Below are 16,186 nucleotides of genomic sequence, written 5' to 3'. Positions count from 1 at the left end.
GGCGTATCGGTGGTGAATGCCCTCTCCGAATGGGTGGAGGTGACGGTTTGGCGAGAGGGCAAGGTTTACTTTCAACGTTTCGAGCGCGGGGCGGTGGTGGGATCCCTGAAATCCGAACCCCAGCCCAAGGGATCCAATCGGCGGGGTACAGAGGTGCGCTTCAAGCCGGATGGGCTGATCTTTCCCGAGCGAGAGTTTGACTATGCCGTATTGGCGGCCCGCTTTCGCGAATTGGCCTACCTCAATGCCGGCTTGAAAATTACCTTTAGCGATCTGCGGCGGGATCCGCCTCACTGCGAAACCTATCAATATGCAGGCGGCATCAAGGAATATGTGGCCTTCATCAACCACGAAAAAACGCCCATCCACTCTGACATCATCTACATCCGAGGGGAGCGGGATGGCGTGGAGGTGGAAGTGGCCCTGCAGTGGTGCTCGGATGTGTACACCGATACTTTGATTGGCTTTGCCAACAACATTCGCACCAGCGAAGGAGGCACCCACCTAGAGGGCCTGAAAACCTCTCTCACCCTCACCATCAACAGCCAAGCCCGCAAACTCAACAAGCTGAAGGATTCCGACAGCAACCTGGCTGGAGAAAATGTGCGCGAGGGGTTGACGGCCATCGTCTCGGTCAAGGTGCCTAACCCCGAGTTTGAGGGGCAAACCAAAACCAAGTTGGGCAACACCGAGGTGCGGGGCATTGTGCAAACCCTCGTCTCCGAGGCGCTCACGGAGTACTTGGAATTCAACCCCAACGTGGCCAGGGGGATCGTCGATAAGGCCATCCAGTCCTTCAATGCTGCCGAGGCAGCCCGGCGGGCCAGAGAATTGGTGCGGCGCAAATCTGCCCTGGAATCTTCCACGCTGCCGGGGAAGTTGGCCGATTGCAGTTGCCGCGACCCGGCGGAATCTGAGGTGTATTTGGTGGAGGGCGACTCTGCAGGCGGCAGCGCCAAACAAGGTCGGGATCGGCAGTTTCAGGCGGTGTTGCCCTTGCGCGGCAAGATCCTCAACATTGAAAAGGCGGATCCCGCCAAGATCTACAAAAACGCCGAAATTCAGGCCATGATCACAGCGCTGGGTTTGGGGGTGAAAGGGGATGAATTTGATCCCAGCCAACTGCGCTACCACCGCATCATCCTCATGACCGATGCTGACGTGGACGGCAGCCACATTCGCACCCTGTTGCTGACCTTTTTCTACCGCTATCAAAAGGCGCTTCTGGAACAGGGCTATGTCTATATCGCCTGTCCGCCGCTCTACAAAATCGAGTGGGGTCGCAACAATGTTCGCTACTGCTACAGCGACGCCGAGAAAGACCAGATCCTGCGGGGGCTGCCTGCCAACACCAAGTACACCATCCAACGGTTCAAGGGTCTGGGGGAAATGATGCCCGAACAACTTTGGGAGACCACCATGAACCCGGCAACGCGCACCCTCAAACAAATCACCATCGAAGATGCGGTGGAGGCGGATCGCATTTTCACCATCTTGATGGGAGATGCTGTTGGTCCCCGACGGGAGTTTATTGAGGCCCACAGTGCCCATTTGGATCTGGCGGCTCTCGATATTTAGCGACTCTCGATATTGGGTGGAGAGAACTCTGTCCCGCCTCTTCGGGGCCCACGGCAGGGGGAAAGTGCTCCGCACCGCTGGCGCGAACGTAACGGTGTTGCAGACGAGGCCGCGAGCAGCCAAAAGCTCCCGGACGGGGCAAGATCCCAGTTGCAGCCCAGACCCTGTGGCAAAGTGAGGGAAGAGCGTTCCAGATCCTGCTATGCCTGCATTGCTTACGGCTCTTCTTGCGGTGCTGGGGGGCTATCTCCTGGGATCCATCCCGACCGGCTATTGGGTAGGCCGTTGGTGGGGGGGGATCGATATTCGTCAACAGGGATCCGGCTCTACCGGAGCAACCAATGTGTTGCGGACGTTGGGCAAGGGGCCCGCCCTGCTGGTGTTGCTGGTGGATGCTGCCAAGGGGGCAGCAGCAGTGGCTCTGGGATCGGCCTTGGGATCCGCGTGGTGGGTGGTTTTGGCGGCATTGTTCGCGGTGATCGGCCATAGCCGTTCCTGCTGGCTGGGCTTCAGGGGGGGCAAATCGGTGGCCACCAGCCTGGGGATCTTGTTGGCTATGGCTTGGCCAGTAGCCCTGACAACTTTCGGCGTCTGGCTGCTGGGGCTCGCCCTCACCCGCATCGTTTCCTTCAGCTCCCTGCTGGCGGCAGTGGCGGCTCCGGTGGTGATGTGGGCAACAGCTCAACCTTTGCCCTATTTGTTGTTTGCGTTGGCGGGCGGGGTGTATGTGATCGGTGCTCATCGGCGCAACATCGAGCGCCTACTGGCCGGGTCGGAGCCGCGCATTGGCCAAAAATGGACGCAATCTCCCTAATTTTCAAGGCACTGTGAAGCAGCTGTATTACTCCGCAACGCTATGCAACCGACCACAGTGGTTTTTGTCTACGGATCCCTGCTGCGGGGCGGCCAATACCACAGCTTGCTGCAGGGGGCAGAATTTTTGGGGACAGACAGCCTCAACCACATTGATCTTTACAGTCTCGGCCCCTACCCGATGGCAGTTCGTGGCCGAAACCGGCTCTACGGCGAGTGCTACCGCATCCCCTTGAGTCTATTGCCCCGATTGGACGAGCTGGAAGACCACCCGCGGGTGTACGAACGGCAGTGGGTGCAACTGGATAGCGGCACCTTTGCTTGGGTTTATCTGGGTCGGCCTGAGCAGGTGCAGGGGTGTTCCCTCATCCCCAGTGGCCGCTGGCTGGCTAGAGATCAAAGTGGAGCTTGACGCCCTCAACATACTGGGGCAGCACCAAAGACTCTATCCCACTGTTGTGCTCCGCACCGCTGTCGCGAACGCGAACGGCTGCCGACGGATCCCATTCTTGGGAATCAGACTCTTTGGCGGAGAGAGCACCGGCATCCACAGGGCTGGAAACGCGCTCCAGGTAGTAGATGCGATCCCCGCGTCGCCAAATGTCTGGCTCAGGCAGGTAGAAGAGCCGACCCGGTCGAGATGAGCCGCTCCTCAGCCGCTGCGGGCGCACCAACAACAAGGGCAGGCATAGATCGGCTTTGATTCGATAGGCAAACTGATCCCGCAGCCGTTCAAGGGTGGGATCCTCCAGTCCCATCTGGGCCAGGAAGGGATTGGGCAGCGCTGGTGCTGAAAAAGCGCTCCGCACCGCTGTCGGGAACGACTCTTGAGCCGTCAAGACATCAGCTCTATTGCTCCGCACTGCCTCCGGCAGGGTTGAGGCCGCATTCGCAGAAGCGTCACGTAGCGATAAAGGGAGAGGCAGGCCCAGGTCTGCCAACGTGGGTAGGGTGATCGAGCGCAGCTCAGCCCGGTTGGCCTCCAGATAGCCGGCCCAGCGCTGCAGTTGGGGGAAGGAAGGCTGCAAGGTGCGGATCCCTTCTGAGATGGGCATATCCGGCAGCAACACCGTCCAGATGGTGGCCGAAACCGAGAGTTTCACCATCAACTCGGCAATGGCCCAGTTCACCTGCGGATCCAGAGTCAGGATCAACAGAGTTTCCGCATGGTCGATATCGGCCTTCAACAAAGCAGACTCGTTCAGTACAGCTTCCTGCAGGGATCCGGGGATGGCTTCTGGCTTGCCGACTTCCTGGCTTGGGGCAGACTTGTGGGTGCCGTTGCCGTCAGAGGAATGAAGTTGTGGGGGCAAGCCATCTGCTGGACGACGCTTCGGCGTTCCTGACAGGGATGTGGAGGACTTACGGGATGGCGGGATGGAGTCCTTACCGTCTGTTGGGTGGGGAGCTTTGTAGCTGCCGTGCCCATTTTTGGAAGACCCAGAAACCAACGGGATCACCTCGACCGTCTGGTTGAGCGAGCGCATCAACTGGGCCAATTGGTTGGTGAGGGGATGATCGCCGATGATTATGGTGGAACTGCCCTGATCCAGACCCAGCCAACGGGCCACCCAAGCCGCGGTCAGCCCCTGTACCGTCACCGTCACCGAGATGGTCAAAAACACCAGCGCCTTGAGGGCATCCCCCCCAGTAATGCCCCGTTCTGTCAGCAGAATGGCAAACAAGGAGGCCACCGAAGCCGCCACAATGCCCCGAGGAGCCAGCCAAGCCACAAACAGCTTCTGCCGCCAATTCAGGTCGCTGCGCCAGGTACACAGCCACACACTCAAGGGACGGATGACCAGCATCAAACACAGCACTGTGGCCAGGGAGCCCCAGCCCAGGGCAAACACCGCCTTGAGGGAGAGCGTGGCGGTAAGCAAAATAAAGATCACCGAGATGGCCAACACCACCAACTGGCCGTGAAACTGCCGCACACCCCGCTCGGCAATGGCCGCCTTCTGCCGCACCACCAGGCCCGCCATCACCACTGCCATCAGCCCCGCCTCCGATCGCAGCGACTGGGCCAAGGCAAACACCCCCAGGGCCCCCGCCAGCACCACCGAGTTGCGCAGCTCCTCGGTTAAAAACTGCCGCGACCAAAGCAGGAAGGATCCCATCAGCCAGCCCCCCAGCGCTCCCACCGCCGACCCGATGGCCAGACGGCTGGACAACTGTTCCAAGGCCATGAGAAAACTGGGATGGCCGGAGAGCACCACCTGCAGCACCACCACTGCCAGAATGGCCCCGATGGGATCGATCAGCACCCCTTCTCCCTCCAGGAGCGTGCTGACTGCCGGATCGACCCGTACCCGCTTCAGGATAGGGTTGATCACCGTCGGCCCCGTTACCACCACCAGGGATCCAAATAAAAAGGCCAGCCGCCAGGGAAACTCCCCCAGATAGTGAGCTGCTGCCGCTCCCCCCACCAGGGTCAGCAGGGATCCCAACAAAACCAAATTGCGCAGGCTATCCGATACCGGATTGAGACGTTGCAGCCGCAGGTTCAGTCCCCCCTCAAACAAGATCAGAGCCACCGCCAACGACACCAGCGCTTCCAGCCCGGATCCCATGACTTGGGGGTGAACCCAGCCCAAACCATCTGGCCCCAGCAACAGGCCAAACAGCAGCAGGAATACAATGCTGGGCACTTTGACAAAATTGGCCAGCACCTGAGCAGCGATCCCAGCCACCAGGGCTAGCGTAAACAGGATCGTCAGCTCAAATGAATCTTGCATATTGAGGCTTAACCGAACGCAATAGCGGGACGGAGCCCTTACCTTTCCAGCTACTGAACGCCAACCCTCTCATTGTTTCCATCGTTTTGTTTCCATCGTTAACGTCGTTATTACTCCGCAACGCTAACGCCAATACAGACTGCTGGAAAGTCTCCAATCGTCAAGGTGGCTCTGCCCATCACGTCAGCAGTTCATGAGCTCGAACATGCAGAGTTAACATTTAGTTAACCTCTGTGTGCTGGCTTCATAAAGTTGCAAAAGCTACACCCAGCTCCACTCTTTCTACAGTACACACGACTTACCTCAACCTATCACAGAGCGAGCTTGACGACCACTCTGGCATTGGGAGCCCTGTTGGAATGAAGGCCAATTAACATGCTGCCAGAAATCTCCCCTTCTAGGCTTTCTCGCCTTCTGAGCGGCTGAGACCGGTCTCTAAGGGCTTAACGCGACGGATAGGCAGATTGGCAATAAGAGCAGTCGTTCCCCCTTCCGTGGCCAAGTGAAACTGCATCCCTTCTGAATCCAGCTCCACATAGCGGGACACCACCCCCAAAATCTCCAGGCGCATTGATTCCAGCGCCGCCGGGGTGAGGTCAGCGCGGTCATGGGCCAAGATCAGCTTCAACCGTTGCTTGGCTTGATGGCGGCTGTTGCCGGAGTGCCGAGAAAAAAGCTGATCCAAAAAATCGAGGAGCATAGGTTTTGTTAGCTTTGTTACTCAGTTGTAAACAGGTCAAAATTGCCATTGCAACCTGGATGAATTAGAGATGGAACAGTCGTCAGAGCACCTTTTGGTTTAAAAACCGTTTGGCCCTCTCCCAAAAGGACTCGCCCAAACTGGCCATCTTGGGGAAGTCCACTGTTTCCCCTTCCAGCCGTCGGGCAATGCGCTGGATGGCCTGAGCAGCCAGAGTTGGATTGGCGGAGAGAACCAGGGGCTCCCCTTTGTTGGTGGAGACGATCACCTCGCGGTCTTCTGGAATAATACCCACCAACGGGATGGCCAGCACCTCCACCACATCTTCCACCGACATCATCTGGCCGGCTGCCACCATGTCCGGGCGCAGGCGGTTGACAATCAGCTGAGTCGATGAAATCTGGGCGGCTTCCAACAAGCCCACCACGCGATCTGCATCCCGCACCGCTGCCACTTCTGGGGTGGTGATGATGATGGCCTCGTTGGCCCCGGCAATGGCATTGCGAAACCCTTGTTCGATCCCAGCAGGACAATCGATCAGCACATAGTCATGGCTGCTGGCCAGCTTCTCGATTAACTGGCGCATCTGATCCGGATGCACCGCCGTTTTGTTGCGGGTTTGGGCTGCCGGCAACAGCGAGAGATTGGGGGTGCGCTTGTCTTTCACCAAAGCTTGCTCGAGGCGACATTCCCCGGCGATCACCTCTAGGGCTGTGTACACCACCCGATTCTCCAGCCCCAGCAGCAAATCCAGGTTGCGCAGGCCAAAGTCTGCATCCACCACCACCACCGAGCGACCCAAGCGCGCCAAGGCAGTGCCCAGGTTGGCCGTCACGGTGGTTTTGCCGACTCCACCTTTACCAGAGGTTATGACAATGACTCGGCTCATACTCCTCTCCGCAAAAAATCCTGAAGGCTGGCGACGCAGATGACATCCTCCTGCAGGTAAACCACTTCAGGGGTGTTGGGCAGGGATCCACCTTCTGGCGGACGGGCCACTTGATCGGCAATGCGCAACTGAGTGGGCTCCAACTGCAAAGCCAAGATTACAGCTCCCTTGTCGCCGTCGGCCCCCGCGTGAACCAGGCCCCGCAAGCGTCCCCAAACCCAAATATCTCCTCCAGCAATGATCTCGCCGCCGGGGTTGAGATCCCCCAACAGGAATACGGATCCTCTGTGACGCACGGACATGCCAGAGCGCACCGTCGAACGTAGGTACAGAGGTGTGGTGTCTGGGGGAGCAGGGGGAACTGCCTCCAAAAGGGAAGATTGCTCCACAGAATACCCCAACGTCGCTGCTGCAATCGCTGTCGAGCGGGATCGAGTTTGAACGCGCCACAGTTGCAGTCCATGCTGAGACAATAGGGCAGCAAGAAGTTGTAGGGTGGGCATGTCCAGCTCTCGCTGCTGGCTCCAGAGGGTGAGGGGAGCGACCCCGGCCCAGTAGGGTTTGCGGCTGCGCAACTGCCAAACCAGGTTTTCCCAAAGCTCCTCCCAAGGCAAGGTGCTGGGCAAGTGCAGATGGATCCCCTGGGCATCCGACCGAAAGTAAACGCTGCCCGTGGCCCAGGAGTCTGGAGATGGGGAGATTTCAGGGTTCCATGTAGGGGATCCCGTCATGACCGCGCTTGAACATCTGCCCGAGTATAGAGCCCTATCCTATTCCATTCCCCCAAGCCAGGGGAAACTCTCTCGGCGGTTGCCCTTGATAGCAAAGCGGTTTCGCTTGGGTGGCAGGACAATCTTGCTTCGGGATCGCTAACTTGAGGGTACTTGATGGAGCCAATTCCTGATGTTGAAACCTCGCCACACCCTCAGGCTGCTCGCGCCAGCAGGACAGGAGCCTCTCCTCTCCAAGGGGTGGAGTTCTCGCGCGGTGAGACCGGTCGCCATTGCCCTACTCAGCATTCTTGCGGCATCTGGGATGGGATCCCCTGCCCATGCCCAAGATCTGGGCCGTTTGCTGATTCATGGCCTTCAGTGGCTGCAGGTGAGCCAGTTGAACGATGCCCAAGAGGTGAGCTTAGGCCGCCAGATCGATCGACAAGTAAACTACCCGACTCTGACCGCTAAGCGGTACAGGGCGGGCTTTCAGTAGCCCTGCAGTTGGCAAGCCAACCACGGACCTCTAGGCTGGTTTACAGCAGCCCCAAAAAGCGCAATTACGCTTGCACCATTAAGGTCCATTATACTTCATCAAAGCGCATTCCTCCCAACACTGAACCTACGGGTACAGTGCGGGGCTCCTGCGATTTCTAGCTGAAAGCGCGGGGACAACTTCGCCTCAGTTCGGATCCCTACTGGGTCGAGCGGGTGAACCGCATTGGCCAACGGGTGGCCGCCCACAGCGAACGGCCCCATCTGCCCTACACCTTTCAAGTGGTGGAAGATCCCGACATCAACGCCTTTGCCACACTGGGAGGCTTTGTCTACATCACCACCGGTGCCCTCGCAGCCGCCGACAACGACGACCAGATTGCCGCCGTGCTGGCCCACGAGGTGGCCCACATCGGCGAACGCCACGGCCTGCAACAACTGCAGCAGGCTGCCACTGCCCAGTTTGGGGCTCAATTGTTGGGGCTCAACGACAGTACCCTGGCCGCTCTGGCCCTGGAATTGGGAGTACGGCGCCCGCAGAGCCGTGAAAACGAGTTTATCGCCGATGAAAAAGGTCTGGGGGCAGCCTATCGCGCCGGGTTTGACCCGCAGGGCATGCCGCAATTTTTGGCCAAGTTGCAATCCCGCGGATCTGTGCCAGAGTTCCTGCGCACCCATCCCCCCGTCTCGGAGCGCATTGCCCGCCTCAACCAGCTCATCACTCAGCACGGCATGGTCAGCCCAGCCGGTCAGACCGTTCCACTCCACGGCTCCGGCGGCTCCATTTGGCCCTCCGGATCCCCCGAACAAACCCAACGCACCGAGATTGAGATCCTGCCGCTACTCCCTGTCCTGCCCTAACTCGGCCCAGGGGGATCTCTTCTGCCCAAGACCGGCTGGATGGCTCCCTGTGTTTCTTTGTCAGGGACAGTTACTGGTGGAGCTGTGCTTCACAGCAAAGGCAGACCGCGTAGTCTCCGCAACTGGTTGAGGTGGGCCGGGCAATCGCATCCAAATAGGGCAACAGCTGCGTTGCTTTCTTCAAGGGTGAACTCTAGGAAAGGAGGCTCTGTCACCTCGACTTCAGCCCAGGACTCCGTCTCGCCAACACGAGCGGATGGGATGGGATCCTTCTGCTCGGGAACAAGAAGAGGATGTCTCCACGGCAGAGAACGGGAGCGGACAACATTCAGGTCAAATGGGGGCGCGTCCAGGGTAGAAGCTCGAGCTGCAGGAGCAAACCAAAGCAGCAACGCCCACAGAGCCGGTGCCGGCCACCTTGCCCAGCGCCAATAGGAATAGGGGATCCCTGCCATAGACTTTGCTAACTCACTAGTGTACCGTCCGCTTTGGATTTTGCCAGGGAGTGGCTGGAGCGAAGAGGACGTCATAGCTACGCAACGCTAACGCGACTGGCCGGCATCGTCTCAGGAACCGTTGGGTCACAGCCGGCGGATCCCATGCCAAACTTTGGTTTAGAATATCTTTAGATTCGAGATTCAGTCTCACTCATTTGAACCTGGGGAGGCCAACCTTTAGCCTTGCCAAGGGTATCCCTCTTCTGCAGCGCTCCACTGGGATCTAGCTTCCTGCCCTTTCCCGTCCTGTTTTGTTCATTATCTCTACCAACTCAGGAGTTTCTTATGGCCGTTCCAAATGGTCATTCCGGCACGCTTCCAGAGCAAGAGGCTTCTTCTATGGGAAAGGACGCCCTCCCGCTAACGCAAACGGGTAACGCTCTAAACCTGGCTCCCCTGCCTGCTGATGGGGCCTCTGCGGCTGCTCAGATGCCGGTACTGCTGGGGGAGAAATCCGGCCCGCCCGTGTTTCCCAGCCCTGTCAAGTTCAGCGAAATTGAGATTGACCACCGTCCGGTTGGGGCTTCAACCCTGAAAGTGGTGGATTACTATGCCGACGGACGTCCAGTTGCTGCTGCAACTCTCAAAGTCGTGGACACTTGGGGGGAGGGACGCCCAACGGTTGCCTCTGGCGCCAAATTCATCCATGATCCCACGCTCAATCGCCCGATAATGGCCGATGGCCTGAAAATTGCCAAAACCTTTATGGGCAATCGCCCCATTGAGGCCAGCCCCCTCAAGGTGATGCGCTAGCCCGGATCCCCAAGGGGGGCCAGGGATCCCCTTGCTAACCTAGGTTAGGGCACAGCAGGGCAGTGAGCATGGAGATCCTGGCGGTTCTCTTGGGGCTGTTGGCGAGCTTGGGAGGAGGAGCGGGCTATCTGGCGGATCAGACGGCGCGGCAGCTTTTGCTGGATCAGTTGGATCGGGCAGAGGTTTTGGAGGTGCGTATTCAAAGCCAGCCCAATTACCGACTGCTGAATGGCCAAGCGGATCGCCTGCTGATTGCCGGTCGCGGGCTCTATCGAGCGCCCTTTCCCCGCATCGAGCTTCTGGAGCTGGAAACCGATCCGGTGGCAATTGACCCCTCTTTTTTCCAGGGGGCTCCCTTGCGCCTGGCGCGACCTCTGCAAGCGGCGGTACGGGTGTTGGTGCGGGAAGAGGACTTGAATGCTGCCCTCAACAAGCCAGAGGTGCTCCGCCAGTTTCAGGATATCCGCGCCGATCTGCCCTTTGGGGGAGCTGGAAAGGAAGCTCGCCGTTTTGATCTGCGTCAGCCTCGAGTCGAGTTTTCGGATCCCAGCCGCATTCAGCTCTCTGCCCTCTTGGTGGAGAAAGACGGCGGTACTGAGCAAAAGGACTCCGTCCCGCTAACGCGAGCGGTGGAGGTGGTGTTTAACACCGGGATCCGCGTGGAAGAAGGGCGCAGCCTAAAGCTGGAGAATCCGGAGTTTGTGATCGGTTCTGTGCGGGTTCCCGATGAGATCTCAGCAGCGTTTTTGGGCGGGCTCAATGAGGTGCTTGACCTGCAAGAGCTGGAAGAGATTGGGATCCTGATGCGGGTGCTCAGCCTAGAGATAGAGCCTGACCAGTTGCAGGTGATTGGGTTTGTGCGGGTGGAAGGGTTGGAAAGGACCTCGTCCCGCTAACGGGGATCCCCATTGAGCAGGGATGAGCTCCCCAGGGCTGCGCTCTAGCAGGAGAGCTGCTCTGTCAAACTGGATAAAGATCAGCCAGGCTGGAGATGGGATTATGGCCTTCGATTGGTTTCGCCGCCGCTATACCGACTCTACCGACTCTCCTGGTGAAGCGGAGTCTTCGCCACCAGCCCCCGCGCCAGCCACAGAACCGGCGGAGATCTCCCCGGAAGACTATTTGGCTTTTGCCAAAGCCGCCTATGCCAACCTGAAGGCCCGTGCTGCTGCCCAAGCCCCACCGGCAACCGAGGAGTCCGCCCCGCCTGCGCGAGCAGAATCCGTCCAGCTGCAGCCACCGGCCTCGACTGAGGACTCCGGCCCACTTGCCCAAGCAGAACCCCGTGAACCCGTCCAGTCCTCCACTCCAACACAAGAACCAGCATCTCCAGAATCGCCCCCTGTGCAGCCGGCGGCAGCTCCCTCGTTTTTTGATCTGGCTCCCCGTGCTGCTGAGCGTCTCCAAGCCCTGCAAGCCAGCGCCGTGGATGAGCCCAAACCCGAGCCGGTGACTCCAGCCGTTGCTCCCTCTCCAGAGACGGGGCCGGAAGAGCTGGTCTTCGATGAGGGCTTCCGCTGGTCAGCCGAGATCCTGGCGGCTCAAGGGCGCAAACCGGAAGAGATTTCCGTTGAGGAAATCTCCTGGCTGCAAAAGCTGCGGCGAGGCTTGGGCAAAACCCGCCTTAACCTGATCAACCAGTTGAAAGCCCTGGTAGGCCGCGGCCCTCTGGATCAGAAGGCTGTGGAAGAAATTGAGGCCCTGTTGCTGCAGGCCGATGTGGGGATCGACGCCACCGAGCAGATCATCCAAGCCCTACAAAAGCGCATGCGAGAGGAGGTGGTGCCCCCAGAGGAGGCCGTCAAATACCTCAAGCAGCAGATGCGGCAGATGTTGACGGTGGGGAATCCCACCTTTGCCCCACAACGGGACACGCTCAACATTTGGCTGATTGTCGGGGTGAATGGGGCGGGCAAAACCACCACCATTGGCAAAATTGCCCATGTCGCCCGCAAGTCTGGATACCGCTGTCTGATTGCTGCTGCTGATACTTTCCGGGCTGCTGCTGTGGAGCAGCTCAAGGTTTGGGCAGAGCGAGCAGGGGTAGAGGTAATCGCCAATCCCTCTCCCAATGCCGATCCGGCAGCAGTGGTCTTTGACGCCATCACAGCCGCCAAGGCCAGGGGCACAGAGCTGCTGTTGGTGGACACGGCAGGCCGTCTGCAAAACAAGAAAAACCTGATGGACGAGCTGGCCAAGATCCGCCGCATCGTTGACAAAAAAGCTCCCGAAGCCAAAGTAGAAAGCCTTCTGGTGCTGGATGCCACCCAAGGGCAAAACGGGTTGCGCCAAGCCGAGGTGTTTGCCGAGGCTGCCAAGTTGAGCGGCGTGATCCTGACCAAGCTGGATAGCACCGCCAAGGGGGGGATTGCCCTGGCCATTACGCAGCAGATGAACCTACCCATCCGCTTTATCGGCGCCGGCGAGGGGCTAGAAGATCTGCGGCCTTTTTCCAGCTACGAGTTTGTGGAAGCTCTTCTAAGCGAGTATTGAGGCACCCCCTCTCTGAGAAGGGCCATTGTGAAAGAGAGACACACAGATCCAGGCTTTGTTGGGCGTCGCCCCCGCTTTCTGCCCTGGAGTGCTGCAGTGGTGGGGGCAGGTTTGCTTTGGGCTTGGGGTGGGCACCGCTGGATCCAGAGCGGGTTGAACCTGGTTCGGGCGGGATCCACGCAGGATACAGAAGCTTTGCAGGAATTTGTAACCACCTTGGCTCAGGTGTTGTCGGGGGTGCTGGGCTTTACCCTCTCGGTGGTGGCCATTGTGGTGCAGTTGAGCGCGGATCGCTTCACGCCAAAGGTCACGGAGCTGTTTTTGCGCGAGAAAGTCAATTTCTACCTCTTCTTTTTCCTGATTTTGGCCAATGTGGTCAGTTTGTGGAGTTCGGCAGCCCTGGGCTTTTACGTTCGTGTTGGCGTTGCGGAGCAACACCCTCCAGGGTTGCTCGTCGGGCTGAATCTGCTGCTGGGCACAGCTTCGTTTTTGATGCTGATCCCCTACTTTCGCTTCGTGTTTCACTTTTTGCAGCCGGCTTCGATTATCCATCGCATTGAGCAGCAAGTGCGGCAGGCCGTTTTGGGATCCCTTGCTTCCAGGAGATCAGGATCGGACTCCGGATCCAAGAGGGGCTATTTCTCCCGTTGTTCACTGCAACTGCGGCCTCGTCACGACAACGTTGTGCAGCAACAGCGATGCGCAGGAATACAGGGTGCCGTAGGCATAGCAACAGAGCAGCACTCTCCAATGGGCGAATGCTCGCCAGCTCATCAGCGCTGCCTCTCGGCTCTGGATGAAATCAAAAGCATCGCCACCAGCGCTCTCCGCCAACAGGAGGGAAGCATTCTCTTGGAAGCCTTGGACAGCTTGAAGTCTCTGTGGGTCTTCTATGCTGCTCACAAAGCACAACTGCCCCCTGCCTGGTTTCTCTTTACCCCGGCTCTGCGGCGGGATCCAGACTTTGCTTCGGTGGATAAGGGACTCTTGAGCCAGATTGAGGCAGAAGGATCCTGGCTGGAGCTGAAGATCCTGCGGCAGTATCAAGCCTTATTTGCCGAAGGGCTAAACGGCATGCGCCAGGCGAGCACCCTGGTGGCCATTCACAGCCGGGAGCTGGGGATCCGCGCCCTGGAAACCCAACAACTCACGGTAGCGGGGTGGGTGATCAAGTTTTTCAATACCTATCTGCGGGCCGTCATCAACGCGCGAGACATCCGCAGCGGCTACAACCTGCTCAAGCAATACCGTTTGTTGGCCGAGGCAGCCCTACAACACCGCCAGTCGGCTCTGGTCTTGCAGATTGTTGGCTACTTTCGCTACTACAGCTTAATTGCCTACAAAGCTGGCCTCTTTTTCCTATCTGAAACCTTTGGCTTTGATCTGGGAATGTTGGCCCAGTCGAGCTGTGCTCTGGGCTCTGAAACAACGGAAGCCATTGTGCAAGCCTTGTTACGTCTGGATCAGGATCCCGAAAGCGAGCAACAGGAAACCACCCTGCGTGGGATCCGCAAAACCCAAGTCCGCTTGGCAGCCTATTTCCTCAGTCGTGGCCGGGAGGACTGGGCCAGGCTGATCTATCAGGATATGCAGCACGAGCCCCTGGCGCGCCTACAGAGCATCCACCAAGAGCTGCTCTCTACGGCTGCAGAGTTTTGGGAGTTTACCGACCGGGGGGAGAACTTCTACTACTTGGAGCCCGCTCTTTGGCCCTATGCCGAGCAGTTTTTTAGCTGGTTTCAGGGCTTAACCTTGCCGGCAGATAAGCTGATCGCGTAAGCGGGACGGAGTCCTTAGAGCTCCTCTGGATCTCTGGAGCTTCCCTAAAAAATTCTGCCGCTCGCGTAAGCGGGACGGAGTCCTTGTCTAGTCTGGTTAGAGCCGCCCCTTGCTGACTTGTCCCATCGCGTTAGCGGGACGGAGTCCCATGCGTCCTTTCGGCAACCCCAACCGTCTGGGCAGTTCTCCTAGCCGCAGATCCCTGCCGGGATCCAGCTCCTTCGTTCAGTTTCGCCGCGACCCGCACCTAGTGCCCTTTTGGGGCCTAAGCCTACTAGTCATGGGCCTGGCAGTGCCTCTGTTTGTGCTTTCGGGGGCGGATCCCAGTTTGGCTGGCTGCGACGAGAGCTTTTATGCCCAAATGGCCCGCGAGCTGCTGCGGGGAGGGCATTGGCTGGGGCCCACTTTTTTGGGGGAGCCTTTTTTCGAGAAACCCCCTCTGCTCACCTGGAGCGTGGCCCTCAGTTTTGCCCTGTACGGGGTAAACGAGTGGGCAGCGCGGCTGCCAGGGATCCTCGCTGCTTTGCTCTCCATTCCCCTGGTGGGTTGGATTGGGTGGTTTTTTTTGCCGATGCGGGCGGCCTTTTTGGGGATGGCGGTTTTGCCCCTGTGCTACCTCTGGGTGCAGCAGGGGCGGCTGGTGGGGCAGGATGTGCCCTTGACCTTTCTGGAGCTGCTGGGGATCCTGGGGCTGGTCAACGGTATCCGCGGCCACAGGGTTTGGTTTTGGCTAACCGGAGTGGCCTTCGGGCTGGGCCTGCTGATGAAAAGTGCCATGATCCTGCTGCCGGGGGCGGCTTTGATCCCCTATCTCGTGCAGCAACGGCGCCGCTGGATGGGATCCGCCCCATTTTGGCTGGCGCTTGGGCTGGGCTTGGGGATTTTTGGCCTCTGGCTAGGTCCAGCCATGCAGGTGTATGGCCCACAGGTGCTGACCACCCTGGTGGGGAAGGTGTGGGATCTGGGGCAAGAGCCCTTCCATGCGGATGCCACCGGCTGGTACTACTTTTGGCACATTCCCGTTCATGGCTTCCCGTGGACGGTTTTGGCTTTGGTGGGTGGCTTTCTCCTGGTGCGCCAGCAGCCGGGATCCACGCTGCTGATCTGGTCTTTCCCCCTGCTGCTGTTGTTGTTGTTGCAGCTTTATCCCACCAAAACCCCCTACTACACCGTGCAGCTTTACCCCTGGCTGGCTCTCTTGGCCGGGGTAGCCTTGGATCAAGCGTTGGCTATGCGGGGTCGCGTCAGCGGTGCGGATCGCGTTAGCGGGACGGAGTCCTTGCACTTAAAGCCCCGTCTGGCTCAGGTGATCTCTTGGGGCCTGGCAGCGGTGGGGCTGCTGCTGTTGGGCTTGGGGGTGGCCGTCCGGCTGGGCGTAGACGGTCTGGAGCTCCTACAGCCTCATGCTTGGCCGCTGGTGGTGATCGGTGTTTTGTACCTCTTGCTGCCAGGGATCTGGAGTTGGCGGCGGGTGTTGCGCTGTGCCGGCAGTCTGTGGGTGGGAACCCTCTTGTTGGCCGGGATCCTCGCCATGATCACCATCGTCTTGCGGCCTGATTTCGGCAACTTCAGCCCTGCTTTTGCCCGCATGGATTGGAGCCAGATGCTGCCCCCGTCCGTTCGCGCTATTCGGACGGAGTCCTCGACAGAGGCTGGGGAGACGGTGGTGGATATTGGCCGCAGCGGCTTGCCGGATGTCTGTCAGGCCCAGGCCATCGCTTTTTATACCCCCCATCCGGGGAGATGGGTGGATGATCAGGCTCTGCGACGAGGGGAGCATGGAGACTACCTTTGGGTTTCTCCGGTGCAGGCAGAACAGGTGGAGATCCGGGATTTGGGGTTACAACCTCTAGCGGCGGTGGAGGGCTGGCAACTGG

At 59.0% G+C, this 16,186-nt stretch carries 15 protein-coding genes; 10 read left to right on the top strand and 5 right to left on the bottom strand.

Annotated elements, in window-relative coordinates:
* From NW837_RS05325 to NW837_RS05315, 3 genes are all read left to right on the top strand, one after another.
* Positions 1-1,578 (top strand): DNA gyrase subunit B (locus NW837_RS05325; protein WP_414329656.1); only part of this gene is annotated, 1,578 nt, incomplete at its 5' end.
* A 202-nt stretch (positions 1,579-1,780) separates the two neighbouring features.
* On the top strand, positions 1,781-2,392 hold the full coding sequence (plsY, locus tag NW837_RS05320) for a glycerol-3-phosphate 1-O-acyltransferase PlsY (RefSeq protein ID WP_041436109.1): 612 nt from the start codon (positions 1,781-1,783) through the stop codon (positions 2,390-2,392).
* 42 nt (positions 2,393-2,434) lie between these two features.
* Positions 2,435-2,803, top strand: coding sequence for a gamma-glutamylcyclotransferase (locus tag NW837_RS05315; RefSeq protein ID WP_414329655.1), 369 nt, complete (start codon positions 2,435-2,437; stop codon positions 2,801-2,803).
* Here the strand turns inward: NW837_RS05315 and NW837_RS05310 are convergent.
* From NW837_RS05310 to minC, 4 genes are all read right to left on the bottom strand, one after another.
* A complete protein-coding gene (locus NW837_RS05310; protein ID WP_414329653.1) occupies positions 2,781-5,129 on the bottom strand; it encodes a cation:proton antiporter in 2,349 nt (782 codons plus the stop codon). The two genes, NW837_RS05315 and NW837_RS05310, sit on opposite strands and share 23 nt — an antisense overlap.
* Positions 5,130-5,526: 397 nt before the next feature.
* Positions 5,527-5,829 carry a cell division topological specificity factor MinE gene (minE, locus tag NW837_RS05305; protein WP_414329651.1) on the bottom strand — a complete coding sequence of 101 codons (303 nt, stop codon included), beginning with the start codon at positions 5,827-5,829 and terminating at the stop codon, positions 5,527-5,529.
* 82 nt (positions 5,830-5,911) lie between these two features.
* Positions 5,912-6,718, bottom strand: coding sequence for a septum site-determining protein MinD (minD, locus tag NW837_RS05300; protein ID WP_414329649.1), 807 nt, complete (start codon positions 6,716-6,718; stop codon positions 5,912-5,914).
* Positions 6,715-7,449 (bottom strand): septum site-determining protein MinC, encoded by a 735-nt coding sequence (gene minC, locus NW837_RS05295; protein WP_414329647.1) that lies wholly within the window; start codon positions 7,447-7,449, stop codon positions 6,715-6,717. The genes minD and minC overlap by 4 nt, the downstream gene beginning before the upstream one ends.
* A 172-nt stretch (positions 7,450-7,621) precedes the next feature.
* On the opposite strand from minC, the gene NW837_RS05290 reads away from it, so the two are divergent.
* Both NW837_RS05290 and NW837_RS05285 read left to right on the top strand, forming a co-directional pair.
* Positions 7,622-7,927 carry a hypothetical protein gene (locus tag NW837_RS05290; protein WP_414329645.1) on the top strand — a complete coding sequence of 102 codons (306 nt, stop codon included), beginning with the start codon at positions 7,622-7,624 and terminating at the stop codon, positions 7,925-7,927.
* Between the two features lie 215 nt (positions 7,928-8,142).
* The gene (locus tag NW837_RS05285; RefSeq protein WP_414329643.1) at positions 8,143-8,787 is read left to right on the top strand and encodes a M48 family metallopeptidase; all 645 of its coding nucleotides are present in this window, start codon (positions 8,143-8,145) and stop codon (positions 8,785-8,787) included.
* 89 nt (positions 8,788-8,876) lie between these two features.
* Here the strand turns inward: NW837_RS05285 and NW837_RS05280 are convergent, their stop codons facing one another.
* Positions 8,877-9,242 (bottom strand): hypothetical protein, encoded by a 366-nt coding sequence (locus tag NW837_RS05280; RefSeq protein ID WP_414329642.1) that lies wholly within the window; start codon positions 9,240-9,242, stop codon positions 8,877-8,879.
* A 327-nt stretch (positions 9,243-9,569) separates the two neighbouring features.
* On the opposite strand from NW837_RS05280, the gene NW837_RS05275 reads away from it, so the two are divergent.
* From NW837_RS05275 to NW837_RS05255, 5 genes are all read left to right on the top strand, one after another.
* Positions 9,570-10,037 carry a hypothetical protein gene (locus NW837_RS05275; protein WP_414329640.1) on the top strand — a complete coding sequence of 156 codons (468 nt, stop codon included), beginning with the start codon at positions 9,570-9,572 and terminating at the stop codon, positions 10,035-10,037.
* A gap of 68 nt (positions 10,038-10,105) precedes the next feature.
* Entirely contained in the window at positions 10,106-10,933 is an 828-nt protein-coding gene (locus NW837_RS05270) for a DUF2993 domain-containing protein (RefSeq protein ID WP_414329657.1), read from the top strand.
* A gap of 103 nt (positions 10,934-11,036) precedes the next feature.
* A complete protein-coding gene (ftsY, locus tag NW837_RS05265) occupies positions 11,037-12,530 on the top strand; it encodes a signal recognition particle-docking protein FtsY (RefSeq protein ID WP_414329639.1) in 1,494 nt (497 codons plus the stop codon).
* 27 nt (positions 12,531-12,557) lie between these two features.
* Positions 12,558-14,309, top strand: coding sequence for a DUF2254 family protein (locus tag NW837_RS05260; protein WP_414329637.1), 1,752 nt, complete (start codon positions 12,558-12,560; stop codon positions 14,307-14,309).
* Between the two features lie 148 nt (positions 14,310-14,457).
* The coding region (locus tag NW837_RS05255) for an ArnT family glycosyltransferase (protein ID WP_414329635.1) at positions 14,458-16,186 on the top strand (1,729 nt) is incomplete at its 3' end.

It is taken from the genome of Synechococcus sp. R6-10 (assembly GCF_047461815.1).
GTDB lineage: Bacteria > Cyanobacteriota > Cyanobacteriia > Thermostichales > Thermostichaceae > Thermostichus.
This window is presented reverse-complemented; position numbering and strand designations above follow the sequence as displayed.